At 70.4% G+C, this 19,327-nt stretch carries 16 protein-coding genes; 11 read left to right on the top strand and 5 right to left on the bottom strand.

All coding sequences use genetic code 11. The features are described from left to right. Positions 1–34: 34 nt before the first annotated feature. A complete protein-coding gene (locus IPL89_01435; protein ID MBK9061855.1) occupies positions 35–262 on the top strand; it encodes a hypothetical protein in 228 nt (75 codons plus the stop codon). Further along, a complete protein-coding gene (locus IPL89_01430; GenBank protein ID MBK9061854.1) occupies positions 259–651 on the top strand; it encodes a type II toxin-antitoxin system VapC family toxin in 393 nt (130 codons plus the stop codon). The genes IPL89_01435 and IPL89_01430 overlap by 4 nt, the downstream gene beginning before the upstream one ends. Before the next feature lie 4 nt (positions 652–655). Here the strand turns inward: IPL89_01430 and IPL89_01425 are convergent, their stop codons facing one another. From IPL89_01425 to IPL89_01410, 4 genes are read right to left on the bottom strand one after another with little or no spacing between them, the layout of a single operon-like run. Further along, positions 656–1,564, bottom strand: coding sequence for a hypothetical protein (locus IPL89_01425; protein MBK9061853.1), 909 nt, complete (start codon positions 1,562–1,564; stop codon positions 656–658). Further along, the gene (gene ruvB, locus IPL89_01420) at positions 1,557–2,576 is read right to left on the bottom strand and encodes a Holliday junction branch migration DNA helicase RuvB (protein MBK9061852.1); all 1,020 of its coding nucleotides are present in this window, start codon (positions 2,574–2,576) and stop codon (positions 1,557–1,559) included. The genes IPL89_01425 and ruvB overlap by 8 nt, the downstream gene beginning before the upstream one ends. 7 nt (positions 2,577–2,583) lie before the next feature. Then, complete coding sequence (gene ruvA / locus IPL89_01415) at positions 2,584–3,177, bottom strand: Holliday junction branch migration protein RuvA (GenBank protein ID MBK9061851.1); 594 nt, start codon at positions 3,175–3,177, stop codon at positions 2,584–2,586. A 23-nt stretch (positions 3,178–3,200) separates the two neighbouring features. Then, a complete protein-coding gene (locus IPL89_01410) occupies positions 3,201–5,147 on the bottom strand; it encodes a SurA N-terminal domain-containing protein (protein MBK9061850.1) in 1,947 nt (648 codons plus the stop codon). Positions 5,148–5,330: 183 nt separating this feature from the next. Between IPL89_01410 and IPL89_01405 the strand changes: the two genes are divergently transcribed. The 9 genes from IPL89_01405 (at position 5,331) to IPL89_01365 (ending at position 16,934) form a co-directional block, all read left to right on the top strand. Continuing rightward, positions 5,331–6,758, top strand: a complete 1,428-nt coding sequence (locus IPL89_01405) for a FecR domain-containing protein (protein MBK9061849.1) — start codon at positions 5,331–5,333, stop codon at positions 6,756–6,758. A 64-nt stretch (positions 6,759–6,822) separates the two neighbouring features. Next, positions 6,823–7,824 carry a rod shape-determining protein gene (locus IPL89_01400; protein ID MBK9061848.1) on the top strand — a complete coding sequence of 334 codons (1,002 nt, stop codon included), beginning with the start codon at positions 6,823–6,825 and terminating at the stop codon, positions 7,822–7,824. A 6-nt stretch (positions 7,825–7,830) separates the two neighbouring features. Continuing rightward, the gene (locus IPL89_01395) at positions 7,831–8,691 is read left to right on the top strand and encodes a rod shape-determining protein MreC (GenBank protein MBK9061847.1); all 861 of its coding nucleotides are present in this window, start codon (positions 7,831–7,833) and stop codon (positions 8,689–8,691) included. After that, positions 8,688–9,191 carry a rod shape-determining protein MreD gene (gene mreD / locus IPL89_01390; protein MBK9061846.1) on the top strand — a complete coding sequence of 168 codons (504 nt, stop codon included), beginning with the start codon at positions 8,688–8,690 and terminating at the stop codon, positions 9,189–9,191. The genes IPL89_01395 and mreD overlap by 4 nt, the downstream gene beginning before the upstream one ends. Continuing rightward, entirely contained in the window at positions 9,191–11,074 is a 1,884-nt protein-coding gene (gene mrdA / locus IPL89_01385; GenBank protein MBK9061845.1) for a penicillin-binding protein 2, read from the top strand. The genes mreD and mrdA overlap by 1 nt, the downstream gene beginning before the upstream one ends. Further along, positions 11,075–12,175, top strand: coding sequence for a rod shape-determining protein RodA (gene rodA / locus IPL89_01380; protein ID MBK9061844.1), 1,101 nt, complete (start codon positions 11,075–11,077; stop codon positions 12,173–12,175). Positions 12,176–12,214: 39 nt separating this feature from the next. Beyond that, on the top strand, positions 12,215–13,981 hold the full coding sequence (locus IPL89_01375) for a right-handed parallel beta-helix repeat-containing protein (GenBank protein ID MBK9061843.1): 1,767 nt from the start codon (positions 12,215–12,217) through the stop codon (positions 13,979–13,981). Between the two features lie 37 nt (positions 13,982–14,018). Further along, on the top strand, positions 14,019–15,602 hold the full coding sequence (locus IPL89_01370; protein ID MBK9061842.1) for an Rne/Rng family ribonuclease: 1,584 nt from the start codon (positions 14,019–14,021) through the stop codon (positions 15,600–15,602). 153 nt (positions 15,603–15,755) lie between these two features. Beyond that, positions 15,756–16,934, top strand: a complete 1,179-nt coding sequence (locus tag IPL89_01365) for an MFS transporter (GenBank protein MBK9061841.1) — start codon at positions 15,756–15,758, stop codon at positions 16,932–16,934. On the opposite strand, the gene lon is transcribed toward IPL89_01365, so the two are convergent. Continuing rightward, on the bottom strand, positions 16,891–19,323 hold the full coding sequence (gene lon, locus IPL89_01360) for an endopeptidase La (protein ID MBK9061840.1): 2,433 nt from the start codon (positions 19,321–19,323) through the stop codon (positions 16,891–16,893). The two genes, IPL89_01365 and lon, sit on opposite strands and share 44 nt — an antisense overlap. Positions 19,324–19,327: the final 4 nt, after the last annotated feature.

Below are 19,327 nucleotides of genomic sequence, written 5' to 3'. Positions count from 1 at the left end.
TCACATGTGCTCCACATGCGAGTAATCTAATCGCATGTCCACGATGATCCAGATCCGCAACGTCCCCGATGATCTTCACCGCAAGCTGAAATCCCGTGCCGCGTTGGCGGGCATGTCGCTGTCGGACTACCTCCTCGGGGAAGCCCGCCGCGCCGCCGACCGCCCGACCCCCGATGAGATCCGCAAGCGCCTCGAAAGCCGCGAGCCCGTGCGGTTCAAGGGAAGCGCGGCCGAGGTCCGCCGCTTGCGGGGCCCGCTCTGACCGTCGTCGACGCGTCCGTCGTCGTCGACGTCCTTCTGGGCGAACCGGAGGCCGTGCGCTTGCGCAGCCGCCTCTTCGCGGGCGGTGCCTCGCTACACGCTCCCCACCTCCTCGACCTCGAGGTCCTGCATGTTCTTCGGCGTTTCGAACGGCGAGGAATCCTCCACCCGTCGCGGGCGGCCGAGGCCGTCGAAGACCTTCTCGATCTGCCGCTGACGCGCTATCCCCACGTCGCGCTCGCGGGCCGCGTCTGGGAGTTGCGAGGGGCGCTGACGGCCTACGACGCGGCGTACGTCGCCCTGGCCGAGGCGCTCGGCGCGCCGCTCCTCACGCGCGACGCCGCGCTCGCATCGGCACGGGAGCACCGCGCAAGGATCGAGCTCGTCTGAGGATTCACGGCACGAGGATCGAGACGTGCCCCGCCGCAGGGCCGACCGTGACCGGCGTCATGCCGGCGGCGTCGCCGTCGACCTGGACTTCCAGTTCGTAGCCCGCCTTCGAGCGCGCGGTGAACGAGCGCACGGCCATCCGCGAGACACCCTCGTCGAGGAGGTGCGCCCCCTTCCCGCCCGAGAGGTGGTGGTAGAAGAACATGAGCGTCTTCCGCGAGCGCGACGTGAACAGCACGAGGTCGAGCAGGTCGTCCGTCGGGTCCGCGTGCGGCGAGAGGATCGGGTCGCCGCCGTAGCGCGCCGTGTTCGCCGAGAGGACGAACGTCGCCTCGCGGCGGAACGGCACCCCGTGAGCGTCCACGCCCTCGACCTCGATCGCGGGGAACTCGTACTTCGCCCATTCCAGCGTCGCCGTCCAGCCGATGCCCGTACGGCCGAAGAGCCGCTTGAGAATCGGCACGGTGTGCGTCATGACGCGCGCGTCGAACCCGACGCCCGCGCCGATGAGGCAGGCGCGGCCCGCGGCGTGGAAGACCGTGAGCGGCCGCGTACGTGCGGAGAAGAGCGCGGCTTCGGCCGTCTTCCGGTCCGCGACGCCGTACTCGCGTGCGACGACGTTCGTCGTCCCCGCCGGAAGGATCGCGATCGGGACGTTTCGCCCGAGCAGCGCCTCCGCCGCCTCGCCGAGCGTGCCGTCGCCGCCCGCGACGGCCACGAGGTCGAGCGCGTCTCCGAGGCGATCGGCGACGAGCTCGGTCGCGTGGCGCGGCCGCTCGGTCGGGAGCGCGTCGAGCGCGAGGCCGCGCGCGGCCGCGCGCCTCACGACGCCGGGTACGTCGATCCGCCGCGCCGCGCCGCCCGCCTTCGGGTTGTAGACGAGAATCCCGCGCCGCGGGCGCCCGTCAGCCAAACAGCGTTCCCGGACCCGAGGCCGGCTTGAGGCCGAGGTGCCGGTAGGCGAGGGCCGACGCGACGCGCCCCTTCGGGGTGCGCTGGAGGAACCCCGACTGCAGCAGGAACGGCTCGTACAGGTCCTCGAGCGTGCCCTTGTCCTCGCCGAGGGAGTGCGCGAGCGCCGACAGCCCGACGGGACCACCGCCGAAACGCTCGATCATCGTCGAGAGGATGCGGCGGTCGACTTCGTCGAGACCGTGGTGGTCCACCTCGAGCTTGTCGAGCGCCGTCTCGGCGGCGCCCGCCGAGATGCGCGTCTCTCCCGCGACCTCGGCGTAGTCGCGCACGCGCCGGAGAAGCCGGTTCGCGATGCGCGGCGTGCCGCGGCTGCGCTTGGCGATCTCGCGTGCGGCGTCGGCGTCCACCGGGCAGCCGAGGATCTGGGACGAGCGCGTCACGATCGTCCCGAGGGCGTCGGCGTCGTAGTAGTCGAGGCGGTGCGTGATCCCGAAACGGGACGTGAACGGCTGAGAGAGGAGGCCCGCGCGCGTCGTCGCTCCGACGAGCGTGAAGGGCGGGAGCCGGAGCTCGACCGTCCGCGCGCCCGGGCCCGAGCCGATCACGAGGTCGAGCTTTCCGTCCTCCATCGCGGGATAGAGGATCTCCTCGACGGCCGGCGGCATCCGGTGGATCTCGTCGATGAAGAGGACGTCGCCCGGCGCGAGGTTCGTGAGCAGAGCCGCGAGGTCGCCCGCCTTCTCGAGGACGGGGCCGGACGTCACGCGGATCTGCGCCCCCATCTCGCGGGCGATGATGTGCGCGAGCGTCGTCTTCCCGAGGCCGGGCGGGCCCGAGAGCAGAACGTGGTCGAGCGGCTCCTGGCGCTGCCGCGCCGCCTGCAGGAAGACGCCGAGCGTCTCCTTGAGCTTCGGCTGCCCGATGAACTCCGGCAGCGCCCGCGGCCTGAGCGTGATCTCGGGGTCGGCCTCCTCCGTCTGGAGGACGCCCGAGAGGATCCGTTCGTCCATGCGCCGATTATCGGGCCAGCGACTTCAGCGCGGCCGACAGGATCTTGTTGAGGTCGCCCGTCCCGACGAGGCGCACGGCGCTCTCGACGGCCTGCTCGGCCTGGAGGGCCTTGTAGCCGAGGTTCTGGAGCGCGCCGATCGCGTCGTCCACGACGGACGTCTTCCCCGCCGGAGCGCCCGCCGCGCCGCCGAGGCCGAACCCCGCGAGCTTCTCCTTCAGCTCGAGGCCGAGGCGCTCGGCGAGCTTCTTGCCGACGCCCGGGATCGTCGCGAGGACCCGCGCGTTCTGCGAGGCGATCGCGCCGACGAGCTCCGGCAGCGGCAGGCCCGATAGCACCGTGAGCGCGACCTTCGGCCCGATGCCCGAGACGGAGAGGAGCCGCTCGAAGACGTATTTCTCCTGCGGCGTCGCGAACCCGAAGAGCTGGAGCGCATCCTCGCGGACGTGCGTGTGGACGTGGAGGACGGCCTTCTCGCCCGCGGCCGGCAGCGCCGAGAACGTCCCGAGAGGGATCGCGAGCTCGTAGCCCACGCCATGCACGTCGAGGACGACCCTGTCCGTCTTCAGGTCGAGGATCGTCCCCGTGAGGCGCGCGATCACGCCCCTATGTTACGTGCACCGCGCTACGTGCGCGCCCCGGCCATCCGCGAGAGGAGGTCCTTGTTGAACTCCACCTTGAGGTCGGACCGCTGCCGCTGGATGAGCGCCTGGAGCACGCGGGAGGCCTTCTGCCCCCGAAGCTGCTCCTTGATGGCGGCCTTCTCCTTCTCGAATGCGGCGGCGTCGAACGGCGTGACGCTCTCGATACGGAAGACGACGGCGCCGCGCGCATCGAGCGCGACCGGTCCCTTCGTCTCGCCCGCCTTCGCAGCGAACACGGCGTCGAGGACGGCCTTCGGCGCGCCGAGACCCGGGATGGGCCCGGACTTCGGGAACGCGTCGGGCGTCTCGACCTTGAGGTTCGCCTTCTTCGCGAACGCTTCGAGCGAGCCGGCGGACTCGAGCGCCTGCTTCACGCTCGTGAGCGTCGCCTCGTCCTGCTTCTTCTTCTGGATGTCGGAAAGGACGCGCGCCTTGACCTCGGCGAACGCCGGAAGGCCGGGCTTCCGGATCTCGACGCACTTGACGATCGCCTCGCCGCGCGCCGTCGAGACGCCGGCGGCGGCGGTCTCGCCTTCCTTCAGGCCGAAGAGCTTCTCCGTGAACTGCGGGTTGAACCCGATCCCCGCGGGCGCGTCCGTCCGCGCGAGGAAGTCGGTCTCGTTGAACGTGACGCCGGCGGACGCGAGCTTCCGGAGGTCGTCGTCCGAGGGCTTCCCGAGCTTCGCGACCTTCTCCGAGACCGAGAGGGCGAGCCGCTTGGCTTCCTCGCGCGCGCGATCCTCCTGGAGGCGCTGGCGGATTCCGGGCGCGACTTCGAAGAACGGCTGGACACGCTCGCCCGTCCGCTCGAGAACCTGAATCACGTGGTACCCGAAGCTGGAACGGACGGGCCCGACGATTTCCTTCTCCTTCGCGCCGAACGCGGCCTCATCGAACTCCTTGACCATGCGGCCCTTCGGGAAGGACCCGAGGTCGCCGCCGTTCGCCTTCGAGCCGGGATCGTCGGACTCGGCCTTCGCGAGGGCGGCGAAGTCCGCGCCCCCCTTCAGCTTTCTCACCGCGGCGTCGGCCCTGGCTTTCTGGGCCGCGTCGCTGGCGCCGTCGACCTTGTAGAGGATGTGGCGGACGTGGACCTCTTCGCCCTTGCGGTAGGCCTCGGTGTTCGCGGTGTAGTCGGCCTGCACGTCGGCGTCCGTCACCTGGATCGAGGGGCGGATCTTCGAGGTCTCGACGAGCAGGTACTTCGCCTTGCGCTTCTCGGGCTGCATGTAAGGCGTCGGGTTCGACTTGAACCACGCCTCGGCTTCCTGATCCGACACGGCCGCGGGCGCCGCGGCGGCCGGGGGCGCGAGCGCGTAGGCGATCTTCGCCTTCACGTTGCGGCCTTCGTACTCGGCCTTCACGTCGTCGTCGCCGACGACCATCGACTGCGTGTAGAACCGGTTCAGCTTCTCGAGGACGAGCGCGTCGCGCGAGTCGGCCTCGAAGCTCTCGGGCGAGAGGCGGTTCGCGGCGAGGATGCGCTTGTACGCGGCGTCGCCCACGAAGACGCCGTCCTTCACGAACAGCGGCCGGCCCGTCTGCGGGTCCTTGATGCCGAGGAGGTGCTGCGTGAGCTCCTCGTCCGTCACCTTGATTCCGAGCTTCTCCGCCTCGCCGCGCAGGAGGCGCCGGTCGATCATCCCGTTCAGGACCTGCTCGGGCAGGTTCATCGCGCGCGCGAGCTCGGGGCTGAAGTTCTTGCCGTAGGCCTGCCGGTAGCGCTCCTCGGCGAAGGCGTATTCCTTCTGGAACTCCGCCGTCGTCACGCGGATGCCGCCCGCCTTGGCGGCGAGCGTCGTGTCGGTCCCGGCGCCGCGCGAATTGCCCATGCCCCAGTCCACGAAGACGAAGAGGACGAAGACGGCGATGACCCCCCAGAGGATCCACTTGAGGTGCTTGAAGTTCTCGCGCAGCTGTTTGAGCATTTCTTCTCCGGAGCCGGGCACGGCCCGCATCGCGCGGTGCCGCCACCCGAAAGAACGGGCGACGATACCTTACAGACAGGCGGGGGTAAAGTTGGCGGTTCCGGCCCGGCCGGGGGCGCCCGGCAAGGCCTTCGCGTGCTATAACATCCGTTTCTAGAAGGGTTTCCGGAAAACGAAGGCGCCATGATGGACAACAAGAAGGGTCGGGACCTCGAGTCGCAGCTCGAGTGGTACTACGTCTCGACGCAAATGCTGGTCCGGATCGTCGTGGGGTTCCTCGTGATCGCGGGCCTCGTCGCGGGCGGCGTCTTCTTCTTCGTGAAGCGGGACGACTCCGCGCGCCGCGCCGCGCAGGAGATCGCCGACGCCGCCGACGTCCTCTCCCGCGCGAAAAAGCAGCAGGACGCTCCGCTCCTCCAGCGCGAGATCGCCTCGGCCGACGAGAAGCTCCTCGACGCGCGCAAGGACCTCGCGACCGGACAGAACGAGCGCGCGATCAGGACCGCCCTCGACGTGAAGTCCACCGCGCTGAAGATCATGGCGGGCGCCGTCATCAAGAGCGAGGCGCACGTCGCGGACGTCGCGGGCACCGTGCAGATCCAGCGCGCGAACCGCACGACCTGGGAGACGCTCCGCCAGAGCATGCCGCTCCACGAGGGCGACTTCGTCAAGACGGGCCCGAACGGGACGGCCGAGGTCCTCTGGAACGACGGGACGATGTACCGGATCCGGCCCGAGACCCTCTTCGAGGTCCACGCGAACGCGGGCGGCTCGAACCCGAAGCTCGTCGTCGGCACGACCGACGTCTCGACCGGCGAGAAGAGCCGCTCGAAGGTGTCGACGGACGTCGCGACGGCGAGCATCGACTCGAACTCCTCCGTCGGGATGCAGCAGGACGCGACCTCCACGTCCGTGTCTTCTTACCGCGGCTCGACGGTCCTCTCGAACGCCGCGGGCCAGAGCGTCACGCTCGGCGTGCGCGAGCGCGCCGTCGCCGCGCGCGGCGGCCCGATCGGCCCGAAGACGTCCCTGCCGGACGCGCCCGCCCTCCTCGCGCCGGACGACAACCTTCTCGTCGACCTCCGCAAGACCGAGCCCCTGCGCCTCCGGTGGTCCCCGGTCAAGGAGGCGAGCAGCTACCAGGTGGAGATTGCCGCCAGCCGGCTCTTCGTGAAGGACTCCGTCCTCCCCGGCTTCCCGTCCGAGCGCCCCCAGGCCGACACGCTCATCCAGGTGCACGACCCGGGCCTCTACTTCTGGCACGTGCGCACCGTGAAGAAGGGCTCCCCGACTCTCTACTCGGAGTGGACGGCCGAGCGGCGCTTCAAGGCCGTCGGCGGCGACCAGGCCGCGGTCCAGGGAGACGCGCTCCCGCCCGACCTCGTGATCACGCAGCGTCCGAACGTCGTCGGCTCCTCCGTCGTCCTCGTGGGAAGGACGGTCCCCGGAGCACTTGTCACCGTGAACGGGGAGATGACCGACGTGAACGCCGACGGCAGCTTCCGGAAGATCGTCACGATCGGCGGCGACGGCATGCAGACGATCGTCATCAAGGCCCGCACGGCGGGCGGCGAGACGATCAAGCGAGAAACGGTCCTCATCAGCAACTGACCCCGGCGGTCTCCCGCCGACCCCCGAAAGGAATCGCCCCTTGGCCCTGCGCTCTTTCTTCTCGATCTTCTCCTCCGACCTCGCGATCGATCTCGGCACGGCAAACACGCTCGTGTTCGCCGAGGGCCGCGGCATCGTCGTCCGCGAACCCTCGATCGTCGCCGTCAACAAGATCTCCAACAGGGTCGAGGCCGTCGGGAGCGCCGCCAAGGAGATGCTCGGCCGCACGCCCGGGAACATCGTCGCGATCCGGCCCATGAAGGACGGCGTCATCGCCGACTTCGAGGTCACGGAGCGGATGCTCGACTACTTCATCAAGAAGGCGCACGGCCGGTCGCTGTTCGTGCGCCCGAAGATCGTCATCTCGGTCCCGTCCGACATCACGCAGGTCGAGAAGCGCGCCGTGAAGGACTCCGCGCTCCAGGCGGGCGCGAGCGAGGTCTTCATCGTCGAGCAGGCGATGGCGGCCGCCATCGGCGCGGGCCTTCCGATCACGGAGCCCACGGGCAACATGATCGTGGACATCGGGGGCGGCACGACGGACGTCGCCGTCATCTCGCTCGCAGGCATCGTCTACTCGAAGTCCGTGCGCGTCGCGTCGAACGAGATGGACGAAGCGATCATTCAGTACATCAAACGCAAGTACAACCTCCTCATCGGCGAGCGCACGGCCGAGCAGATCAAGATCGAGATCGGCTCCGCCTACCCGCTCGACGAGCCCATCTCGATGGAGATCAAGGGCCGCGACCTCGTCGAGGGCGTGCCCAAGACGCTCACGCTGACGGACGCGGAGGTTCGCGAGGCGCTGGCGGAGACCGTCGGGATCATCCTCGACGCCGTCCGTGTCGCGCTCGAGAAGACGCCGCCCGAGCTTTCGGCCGACATCATGGACAAGGGCATCGTCCTCACGGGCGGCGGGTCGATGCTGAAGAACCTCGACCGGCGCCTGCGCGAGGAGACGGGGCTTCCGATCGCGACGGCCGAGGATCCGCTCTCGTCCGTCGCGCTCGGGACCGGCGCGATGCTCGCGGACGTCGACCTCCTGCGGAAGATCAGCCTCGACTAGGCGCGCGTGGCTTCGCCGTCACTCGCCGCCCGCCGACCCGAGATCCTGCTGGCGGTGCTGCTCTCGCTGTGCCTCGTCGGGCTGTCTCTCCAGGTGAGACGGCCCGGTGGGCGGACCGCCGGCCAGGCGTGGCTTCTTGCCGCCGTGTCTCCGTTCGTCGAGGGCGTGACGGCCCTGCGCGCGGGGGCCGCCGACGTCGGGACCTGGGCCTCGTCGCGACGGCGCCTCCTCGGGGCGAACCGCTCGCTCTCGGGCGAGATCGAGCGCCTCGAAGGCGAGCTCCTGAGGCTCCGCGACGCCGAGCGCGACAAGACGCGCCTCCTCGAGCTCCTCGGCGCGCAGCCGTCGCCGCCCGCGGGCACCGTGCCCGCCCGCCTCATCGCGATCGAGTCCTCGGGCCCGTTCCGCACGGGCCTCCTCGACCGCGGCTCGTCCGACGGCGTCCGCGTCGACGGCGTCGTCGTCGCGCCGGGCGGCCTCGTCGGCCGCGTGATCGCGGTCGGCCCGCGCACGGCCCGCCTTCAGCTCCTCTCCGACAAGACCGCCGCCGCGGGCGTCCTCCTCCCGCGCGGCGCGCGCGCGGGCGTCGCCAAGGGGGACGGCAGGGGCGGGATCGCCGTCGAGTACGTCCCCACGATCGAGCCCGTCGAGAAGAACGACCTCGTCGTTTCTTCGGGGACGGACGGCGTCTACCCGAACGGCCTGCCCGTGGGCCGCGTCTCGGCGATGACGCGCAAGAGCACGCTCTTCTGGGACATTCAGCTGGAGCCGGCGACCGACCCGCGCCGCGAGTCGATGGTGTTCGTCCTCCCGCCCGTCAAGCGCGCGGACGTGCAGGGCGGCCCCGCGGCCGGAGAGCGCCGGTGAAGACCCTTCGCGTCGCGATCGGCCTCGCCCTCGCCGTCCTCGCGACGCTCGCGCTCGGAGCGCTTCGCTTCCCCGCGCCTCCCGACTTCTTCCTCCTCGTCGTCGCATACATGGCGCGCGGCGGCGCCGTCGTGCCGGCGCTGCTCGCGGGCCTGCCCGCGGGCCTCATCGAGGACGCGCTCCAGGGGCCGCAGGGCCTCCTCGGTCTGCACGCCTTCTCGAAGATCCTGACGGGCTACCTCCTCGCGACGATCGGAGCGCGGACGATCGTCGAGAAGCCTCTCGCGGTCGGCGGGCTGCTCGCCGGCGCCGTCCTGGCCGAGGCCCTGACGCTCACGTTTCTCCTCTGGGTCCTCCGCGGCGACTTCCTCGCCCCCGCGCCGTGGCTCCTCCTGGGCCGCGCGGCGACGACCGGCCTCCTCGGGGGCGCGCTCCACGCCGCGTCGCGGGTCCCGTGGCGGCAGAGGCGCGACGCGCGGCGCCGGATGCGGTTGAACTGATGCCGGCCAGCGCCCGCGAAGACCGCCGCCCCGTTCTCTCGCGCATCGACCTCGCGCTGCGGATCCTGTGGGGCCTTCTCGGCCTCCTCGCGGGCGTTTACTGGGTCCACCAGGTGCTGCGCGGCGAGGACTACGAGCGCCAGGCCGAGAACAACCGCATGCGCAAGGTCCCCGTCACGGCCCCGCGCGGCTTCATCCTGGATCGCAACGGCGTCGTCCTGGCCGAGAACGAGCCCTCCTTCACGCTTCTCCTGTACCGCCGGGAGACGAAGGACCTCGACGCCTCGATCCGGTTCGTCGCCGAGCTCTTCAACCGGCCGTTCGACGAGATGAAGCGGCGCGTCGAACGCGACCGCTCGTACTACGACTTCGTGCCGGTCGTCCTCCAGGAGAACCTGACGGTCTCGGAGGTCGGCGCCGTGCAGGCGCGCGCGCTCGAGCACCCCGAGCTCGTCGTCCAGAAGACGGAGCGCCGCGTCTACACGCAGGGGACCGTCGCGGCGCACCTCCTCGGCCAGCTCGGCGAGGCGACGGCCGAGCAGGTCGCCGCGCGCGCGAAGACGCGCCCCGGAGACGAGTCGCTGCCGCAGCCGGGCGAGGCGATCGGGCAGCAGGGCGTCGAGGCCTCCTACCAGGACCTCCTCGCGGGCTTCTCGGGCTCGCGCTCGTACGTGATCGACTCGTTCGGCCGCGAGGTCGGCGAGTCCGGCCACGTCGACCCGATGCCGGGCAACACGCTCCAGCTCACGATCGACGCCGGGCTCCAGCACCTCGCGGAGGACCATTTCGCCGGAAAGGTCGGAGCGGCGGTCGCGCTCGACCCGAAGACGGGCGAGGTGCTGGCGCTCGTCTCGGCGCCCGCGTACGACCCTAACCTCTTCACGCGGCGCGTGACGCGCGCCGAGTGGGACGTGATCCTGACGGACCCGAACCGCCCCCTCAACAACCGCGTCCTGCAGAACCTCTACTCGCCGGGCTCGACGTGGAAGCCGTTCATGGCGTACGCGATCCTCAAGCACGGCATCGACCCGAAGGAGCGCGTCTTCTGTCCCGGCGGGCTCACGTTCTACGGCCGCCCGTTCCGCTGCCACGGGAAGCACGGGAGCGTGGACCTCGCGACGGCGCTCCAGGTCTCCTGCGACTCGTACTTCTACACGATGGGCAAGCGCCTCGGGATCGACGCGATCGCCGACACGGGAAAGCACTTCGGCTTCGGCCGCGCGACCGGGATCGACCTCGCGCACGAGAAGGCCGGCATCGTCCCCTCGTCGGAGTGGAGCGCCACGGTGCGCAAGCACCCCTGGTACGCGGGCGAGACGATCTCCGTCGCGATCGGGCAGGGCCCCGTCCTCGTCTCGGCCCTCCAGCTCGCGCGCGCGCTGTGCGGGATCGCGAACGCGGACGGCGCCCTTCCGACGCCGCACCTCTTTCACATCGGCGAGAACGTGCGCTCGGGCGAGCGCTTCGTCTACCGGCCCGCCGTGAAGGAGTCCGTCGCGTGGACGGGCCTCCCGCGCGACATCGTCCTCGACGGCCTCTGGCGCGTCGTGAACCAGCCGGGCGGGACCGCGTACGGCTCGCGCGTCGCCGGCCTCGACCTCTGCGGCAAGACGGGCTCGGTCCAGGTCGTCGGGCAGAAAGAAGCGAAGAAGGGCCATCTCCTCCCCGAGCAGCTGCGCGACCACGGCTGGTTCATCGGCTTTGCGCCGAAGGACGACGCGCAGATCGTCGTCGTCGTCTTCGCCGAGCACGGCGAGCACGGGTCGAGCGCGGCCGCGCCGCTCGCCGCGAAGATGGCGGACTACTGGGTCACGAAGCGCCGGGCCGGCCCGCCGCCGGTCGTCGCGCAGGCGGGGAGCGCGGCGCCGCGCGGGGCGAACTGAGTGTCGCGCCTCGCCGAGGTCCTCCCCCGCCGGATCGACCTGAGGTTTCTCCTCCTCGCCGCCCTTCTCACCGTGTTCGGCATCGTCATGGTCATCTCGACGACGGCCGGCTCGCCGCGGGGAGACCTCGCGGGCAAGCAGGTCCTGTTCGCGGTGCTCGGCCTCATCGCGGCGGGAGTCTTTCTCGCGGTGGATTACCGGATCCTCCTGCAGTATTCGCCCGGCCTCTACGGCCTCACGCTTCTCGTCCTCCTGTGGCTGCCGCTCTTCGGCAAGCGCATCGCGGGCTCGAAATCGTGGATCAAGATCGGCGGCGGTTTCCAGCTCCAGCCGTCCGAGTTCGCGCGGATCTCGATCGCGCTCCTCCTCGCGTGGATTCTCGAGAACGACGACCGGCCGATTCTCAAGACCCGCACGATCGTCGCGATCGCGGCCGCCGTCGGCGTCCCCGTCCTCCTCGTCCTCCTCCAGCCCGACCTCGGCGTCGCGCTCACGTACCTCCCGTTCATCGCCGGAGCGCTCTTCTTCGGGGGCCTGAAGGGCCGCTGGTGGGCGGCGCTCCTCATCGCGGGGACGCTCGCGGTCGGCGGCTCGTGGTTCCTCCTGAAGGACTACCAGAAGGACCGCATCCGGACGTTTCTCGACCCGAACCTCGCGGCGCGCGGCGCCGGCTACCAGGTGCGTCAGGCGCGCATCGCGATCGGCTCGGGCGGGATCCTCGGGAAGGGCTGGAAGCAGGGCACGCAGAGCCGGCTCGGGTTCCTGCCGGTGCGCCACACGGACTTCATCTTCGCGGCCCTCGCCGAGGAGTGGGGGTTCGTGGGCGTCGCGGTCCTCCTCGGCGCGTACGGGTTCCTGATCGCGAGGGCCCTCGCCATCGCAAGGGACGCGCGCGACCGCGGCGGGTCGATGCTCGTCCTGCTCCTGATCGTGAACATCGCGGGACAGTTCCTCGTGAACGTCGCGATGAACGTCGGCGTGCTCCCGACGACGGGGATCACGCTGCCGTTCCTGTCGTACGGCGGCTCGTCGCTCATCGCGACGTGGTGCATGGTCGGGCTCGTGCTGTCGGTCGCGTACCGGCGGTACGTGAACGTCTGACGCGTGTACGAGCGACGCCGGGTGGAATAATCCCTGTACATGAAGAGCCGCGCGCTCCTCCTCGGGTTCCTGCTCGCCTGCCCGCTCTCGGCGGCCACGCTCACGGTGACGAACACGAACGACAGCGGCCCGGGCTCGCTGCGCCAGGCCATCGCGGACGCGAACGCCGCTCCGGGAAGCACGATCGCCTTTGCGATCGGCTCCGGCCTCCGGATAATCCGGCCGCTCTCCGAGCTGCCCACGCTCCTCGGCGGCTCCGTGGACGGCACGACCCAACCCGGCTATTCGGGAACCCCGCTCATCGGGATCGACGGCTCCCTGCTCCCGCCCTTCAGCCGGGGCCTGGCCGCGTACAACTCGAACCTGAAGGCTCTTCTCGTCACGTACTGCCCCTACTTCGGCCTCCAGCTCTGGGGAAATTCGAAGCTCACCCGGAGCTTCGTCGGGACGGACCCGACCGGAACATCCGCTCGCCCCAATCTCGTCGGCGTCGAAGTCGACGCATCCGTGCAGGGCACCACTTTCATCGGGGGCCCGCTGGCCGGCGAGGGCAACGTGATCTCCGGCAACACGGCCTACGGCGTCTTCGTTCAGGGCGGGCCGGTCGTCATCACCGGAAACCGCATCGGGACGGACGTCACGGGTCTTTTCGCCGTCCCCAACCAGAACGGAATCGAGCTGGACTACGCGACCCCCAACGGCCCGGTGCCTCCCTTCACGATCGGCGGGACTTCGCCCGGCGCCGGCAACCTCATCTCCGGGAACAGCGAGTTCGGGATCCGGGTGTTTCGTTCGACCGACGTCCTGATCCAGGGGAACGTCATCGGCCCGGACGCCTCCGGCGGGGTGGGGCTCGGGATCCAGCGCGCGGGCGTCGACACCGTCCAGAGCGCCCGCGTGACCATCGGGGGGAGTCCGGCGGCGGCGAACGTCATCGCGTTCCATTCCCTCGCGGGCGTCGCGATCGAGGGCGGCAGCGACCGCGTCACGGTCTCGCAAAACGCGATCTTCGCGAACACGTTCGGGATCGACCTCGACTTCGTCCTCGACAACCCGAACCGGATCACCCCGAACGACGCGATGGACGCCGACATCGGCCCGAATCTCCTGCAGAACTTCCCGCTCCTCACGTCCGCCGCGCCCGTCGCCTCGGGGATCGCCGTCACGGGGACTCTCAACAGCGTGCCGAACTCGACGTTCACGATCGAAGTCTTCGCGAGCACCGCATGCAACGCCTCCGGAGACGGAGAAGGTCAGTCGTTCCTCGGCGCCGTCGGCGTGACCACGAATTCCGCGGGCGACGCGTCGTTCGTCGCGACGTTCCCCACGACCCTCCAGGCGGGCGCGGTGGTCACGGCGACGGCCACGGACGGGCTCGGGAACACGTCCGAGTTCTCCCCCTGCCTTTCCGCGAACGTGCCGCCCGCTCCGCTCTCCTACCACCCGCTGCCCCCCTGCAGGCTCCTCGACACCCGGCTCCCCGACGGACCGCTCGGCGGCCCCGCCCTGCCCGCGGCCGCGCTGCGCCGCTTCGATCTCGCTGGCGTCTGCGGCATTCCCGCGACCGCGGCCGCGGTCTCGACGAACGTCGTCGTCGTGACGCCGTCCGGCGGGGGTTCTCTCCGCGTCTTCGCGTCGGACGGTGGGAATCCTCCGATGGGCACGGTGAGCTTCGCCGCGGGACGGACCCGGGCCAACAACGCGCTCGTTCTCGTCTCCCGCTCGGGCACGGCCTCCGTCACCGTCCAGAACGTCTCGGCGGCGCCGATCCATTTCGCGATCGACGTGAACGGGTACTTTCAGTAGCCGCGGTCCCGGGCCGTCCTCCGCGTACACTCCCTCCGTGCTGAAGGAGCTCCTCGTCTCGGCCTCCGACCGCGAAACGCGCATCTCCGTCCTCGAGGAGGGGCGCGTCGCCGAGGTGCAGATCGAGCGCCGCAAGCAGCGCGGGACCGTCGGAAACATCTACAAGGGGCGCGTGACGCGCGTCCTGCCCGGCATGCAGTCGGCGTTCGTGGACGTCGGCCTCGAGAAGGACGCGTTCCTCTACGTCGCCGACGTCGGCGAGGAAGTGGACGACTTCGACGCCTTCGGCTCCGGCGGCGCGGCCGAGGCGATCAACGCCGTGGCGGCCGCGCTCCCGCACGACGCGGCCGCGTCGCCGGCCTCCGAGACGGGCACGGGCTCGGCAGTCCCGGACGAGAGCCTCCCGAAACCCGTCCTCCCGTCGATCGACGAGCTGCTCCGCGAGGGGCAGGAGCTCGTCGTCCAGGTCACGAAGGACCAGATCGCGCACAAGGGCGTGCGCGTCACGACGCACGTGACGCTCCCGGGCCGCACCCTCGTCTACATGCCGACGATCGACCACGTCGGCGTGTCGCGGCGCATCGAGAACGAGGAGGAGCGCGCCCGGCTCAAGGACATCCTGACCGCGCTGAAGAAGGGCCCGGGCGGCTACATCGTGCGCACGGCCGGCGAGGGGCGCGCCGCCGAGGAGTTCGCCGCGGACCGGCGCTACCTCACGAAGCTCTGGGAGCAGATCCGCAAGAAGGGCGAGCGCTCCGGCGCGCCGACGCTCCTGCACCGGGACCTCGACCTCACGCTCCGTGCGGCGCGCGACGTCTTCGGCTCGGATTTCACCACGCTGTGGGTGGACGACGACGAGGAGTACCAGCGGATCGTCGAGTTCCTCGACCAGGTCCAGCCCTCCCTCGTCTCGAAGGTGAAGCTGTACCGCAAGTCGACGCCGCTCTTCGAGGAGTACGGCGTCGAGAGCGAGATCGAGAACGCGCTCAAGTCGAAGGTCTGGCTGAAGTCCGGCGGTTACATCGTGATCAACCAGACCGAGGCGCTCGTCGCGATCGACGTGAATACGGGCAAGTTCGTCGGCAAGAAGCGGCTCGAGGAGACCGTCGTGAAGACGAACCTCGAGGCCGTTCAGGAGATCGTCCGGCAGATCCGCCTCCGCGACCTCGGCGGCCTCCTCGTCGTGGACTTCATCGACATGGAGGAGGAAGGGCACCGGCAGGAGCTCTTCACGGTGCTCGAGACCGAGCTGAAGAAAGACCGCTCGAAGAACCGGATGCTCCCCGTGTCCGAGTTCGGCCTCGTCGAGATCACGCGCAAGCGCCAGCGGCAGAGCCTCGAGCGCGCCCTCACGATGCCCTGCCCCTACTGCGCGGGCTCCGGCAGGACGAAGAGCGTGCCGACGATCGTTCTCGAGATCCGCCGCGAGATCGCCAAGCGCGTGGAGGAGGGCGAGGCGCACTCCCTCATGCTCCGCGTCCACCCCGAGGTGTACCGGTCGCTCGTCGGGGAGGAGCGCCGGCTGGTCGAGGAGCTCGAGGAGCGGATCGGGATGCCGATCCACGTCCAGAGCGACGAGCACCTCCACCACGAACGTTTCGACATCGTTCTCGAGGCCTAGGGTCCTCCCGAGAGGTCGCACCGCGCCGTTTCGGCGCGAAATGGCTGGCACGGAGCGTGCGATAGACCGGTTGCGCACATCCAACCTCCTGCCAGGCCGCCCGGAAGGGCGGCCTCTTTTTTTCCCGGCCGTTCCTCCCTCTAGACTTCGGCCGTGAGCGCCGACCGCCTCTTCACGCGCAAGTTCTTCGTGATGTGCGGGTTCACGTTCACGGTCTTCCTGTCGCTCTTCCAGCTCCTCCCGACCGCGCCGTTCCGGATCCTCGAGCTCGGCGGGTCGACGACGGCCGCCGGCCTCTTCCTCGGCCTCCTGACGTACGCGTCCGCGCTCTCGGCGCCGCTGACGGGCGCGCTCGCGGACCGGATCGGGCGGCGCCGGATGCTGATCGTCTCCAGCGTCGCGATCGCCCTCTTCGCCTTCGCCTACGCGCTGGCGCCCCGCTGGGAGGTTCTCGCCCTCCTCGCGTTCTTCCACGGCCTCTTCTGGTCGGGCCTCCTCTCGGCGTCGGCCGCGTACATGACGGGCCTGATCCCGAACGAGCGGCGCGCCGAGGGAATCGGCTACTGGGGAATGGCGACCGTCCTCGCGACCGCGTTCGCGCCCGCCCTCGGTCTCGCCGTCTACGGGCTCGGCTGGAAGGCGCTCTGCGCGTCCGTCGGCATCCTGAACCTCGCCATGGCCGCGATCGCGTGGAACCTGGAGCCGGACCCGCCGCGCGCGGCGCCGCACGGGCCGTTCTTCACAAAGGACCTCGTCGAGTGGCGCGTCCTCCTGCCCTCGCTCGCGCTCTTCCTCTGCAGCTTCGGCTACGGAGGCGTGACGAGCTTCGTCGCGATGTGGACGGAAAAGAACGGCCTCGCGCCGCGCGGCCTCTTCTTCACCGTCTTCTCGCTCACGGTCCTCGTGCTGCGGCCGTTTCTCGGGCGGTTCGCGGACCGCGCGGGGCCTCGCCGCGTGATGTTCCCCCTGCTCGGCCTGACCGCGGCGGCGTTCGCGCTCCTCGCCGTCGCGACGACCCGGCCGCTCCTCGCGCTCGCGGCGTTCCTCTTCGGCGCGGGGTTCGGCAACGTCTACCCGGTCTTCGCCGCGCACGTGACGCGGCACGTGCGCGAGGAGCGCCGGGGCGCGGCGTTCGGCGCGATCCTCGCGGCGTTCGACATCGGGATCGGCACGGGCTCGATCGCGCTCGGCGCGGTCATCGGACGCTCGGGCTTCCCCGCGGCGTACGGAACCGCGGCCGTCCTCGCGGCCCTGTCCCTTCCGGCGTTCCTCTTTCTCGAGCGCTTCCTCAGTGCGCCGGAGTCCCCGCACTTGGCGCGGCGCCGTCCCTGAGGACGAAGTGACCGCCACGGAAGCTCGCGCCCCGGAGCGTGACGGCGAGCGCCTCGCCGAGCCCGTCCACCGGGTGCACCTCGATCGCGTCCCGGACCTCCTTCGGCAGGTCCGCGAGGTCGGGCTCATTGTCCTTCGGCAGGACGATCGCGCGAATGCCCGCGCGCACGGCGCCGAGGACCTTCTCCTTGAGGCCGCCGATCGGGAGAACGCGGCCCGAGAGCGTGATCTCGCCCGTCATCGCGATGTCGTGGCGCGCCGGCACCCGTGAGAGCGCCGACACGATGGACGTCGCCATCGCGATGCCCGCGGACGGTCCGTCCTTCGGGATCGCGCCGGCCGGCACGTGGACGTGGAGGTCGCGCTCGAACGCCTCGTCGGGGATCCCGAGCTCGGCCGCGTGCGAGCGCGCGTACGTCCACGCGGCGCGGGCCGACTCCTTCATGACGTCGCCGAGCTGGCCGGTGAGGACGACCTCGCCCTTGCCCTTCATGAGCATCGCCTCGATGAACATGATGTCGCCGCCCGCCGGCGTGTAGTACATGCCCGTCGCGAGGCCCACCTGGTCGGTGACGATCTTCTTTTCGGGATGGACGCGCTTCTTGCCGAGGAGCGGGAAGACGTCGGCCCCGTCGACGGACACGGTGGCGACTTCTCCGGCCGCGATCCTCCGCGCGACCTTGCGCGCGAGCTTGCCGATCTCGCGCTCGAGCTGCCGCACGCCCGCCTCGCGCGTGTAGCTCGTGACGATCTCCGCGATCGCGGCGTCCGTCAGGGCGAGCTGCGAGTCCGCGAGGCCGTTTTCGGCGAGCTGTCGCGGCACGAGGTACTGCCGCGCGATCGCGAGCTTCTCCCTCTCCGTGTAGCCCGAGAACTCGACGACCTCGAGGCGGTCGAGGAGCGGGCCCGGGATGTTCTGGATGAAGTTCGCGGTCGCGATGAAGAGGACTTCCGAAAGGTCGAACGGGACGCCGAGGTAGTGGTCCGTGAACGAGTCGTTCTGGGCCGGATCGAGCACCTCGAGGAGCGCGCTCGCGGGGTCGCCCTGAAAAGACACGCCCAGCTTGTCGATCTCGTCGAGAAGGAAGACCGGATTCTTCGTGCCCGCCTGCTTGAGGCCCTGCACGATGCGCCCAGGCATCGCGCCGACGTACGTGCGCCGGTGGCCGCGGATGTCGGCCTCGTCGCGCGCGCCGCCGAGGGAGATCCGGACGTACTTGCGGCCCATCGCGCGCGCGATGGACTTCGCGATCGACGTCTTGCCGACGCCGGGAGGGCCCACGAAGAGGAGGATGCGGCCCTTGCCGGTCGAGACGTCCTTCTTCGGCGCGGGCTCGGCGCCTTCGGCCTTCGCGCGCATCTGGCGCACCGCGAGGAACTCGAGAATCCGGTCCTTCACGTCGCCGAGCGCGTAGTGGTCCTCGTCGAGGATGCGGGCCGCCTCGTTCACGTCGAGCTTGTCGTCGCTGCGCGCGCCCCAGGGCAGCTCCGCCACGTTCTCGAGGAACGTCCGGATCACCTGCGACTCCATCGACTCGCGGCCGATGCGGTCGAGGCGGGCGAGCTCGCGGTCGACCTCCTTGCGCACCTCCTCGGTAAGCGGGTGCGCCGCGAGCTTCTTCTTCAGCTCCTCGAGGTCCGCGGCGTCCTTGCCCTCGCCCTCGCCGAGCTCCTTCTGGATCGCCCGGAGCTGCTCGCGCAGGAGCATCTCGCGCTGGCGGTCGCCGATCTGCTCTTTCACCTTGGACTGGATGTCCTCCTGCGCCGAGAGGACGCCGATCTGCCGCTGCACGGCGACGAGCACGCGGCGCAGGCGGTCCTCGACGGACAGCGTCTCGAGAAGCTGCTGGCGGTCGGCCATCGGGATGTCGATGTAGCCGGCGACGAGGTCGGCGAGGCGGCCCGGCTCCTCGGCCTGCTCCAGGAACTGCGCGACGGCTTCCTCGGGGAGACCCAGCTTCTCGCCGAGCTCGGCGGCGCGCTCGCGCGCCTCCTTGTGGAGCGCGAGAAAGACCGGGTCCTTCGCGTCGGGCGGCGCCATCTCGGCCGCCGTCACGACGACGGCCTCGAGCATCCCGCCCTTCTTCTCCGTCACGCGCATCGCGATGCCGCGGCGCTGCCCCTCGAGGAGAAGGCGCATCCCGCCGAGGCCGCGCTGGACCGAGCTCACCTTCGCGATCGTCCCGATCGTGTAGAGGCCCTCGGGCGTCACCTTCTCGACGTCCGCCCGCTGCGCGAGCGCGAAGACGAGGGCGTCGCCGCCCGCGCGCAGCGCGGCCTCGATCGCACGCACCGTGCCGCCGCGCCCCGCGGAGATCGGCGTCGACACGCCCGGGAAGAGGACGGCGTTGCGGAGAGGGAGAACGGGCAGGGTCAGCGTTTCCGTCATGGTG

It is taken from the genome of Acidobacteriota bacterium, assembly GCA_016716715.1.
GTDB lineage: Bacteria > Acidobacteriota > Thermoanaerobaculia > UBA5066 > UBA5066 > Fen-183.
The sequence above is the reverse complement of the archived record's forward strand: the minus strand, read 5'-3'. Positions and strand labels throughout refer to the sequence as shown.

Bases quoted from the DNA above. Each gene is read 5' to 3' on its own strand.
- IPL89_01410 (MBK9061850.1), bottom strand. From the start codon at position 5,147: ATGCTCAAACAGCTGCGCGAGAACTTCAAGCACCTCAAGTGGATCCTC.
- ruvB (MBK9061852.1), bottom strand. From the start codon at position 2,576: ATGGACGAACGGATCCTCTCGGGCGTCCTCCAGACGGAGGAGGCCGAC.
- lon (MBK9061840.1), bottom strand. From the start codon at position 19,323: ATGACGGAAACGCTGACCCTGCCCGTTCTCCCTCTCCGCAACGCCGTC.
- IPL89_01435 (MBK9061855.1), top strand. From the start codon at position 35: ATGTCCACGATGATCCAGATCCGCAACGTCCCCGATGATCTTCACCGC.
- IPL89_01375 (MBK9061843.1), top strand. From the start codon at position 12,215: ATGAAGAGCCGCGCGCTCCTCCTCGGGTTCCTGCTCGCCTGCCCGCTC.
- mrdA (MBK9061845.1), top strand. From the start codon at position 9,191: ATGCCGGCCAGCGCCCGCGAAGACCGCCGCCCCGTTCTCTCGCGCATC.
- IPL89_01405 (MBK9061849.1), top strand. From the start codon at position 5,331: ATGATGGACAACAAGAAGGGTCGGGACCTCGAGTCGCAGCTCGAGTGG.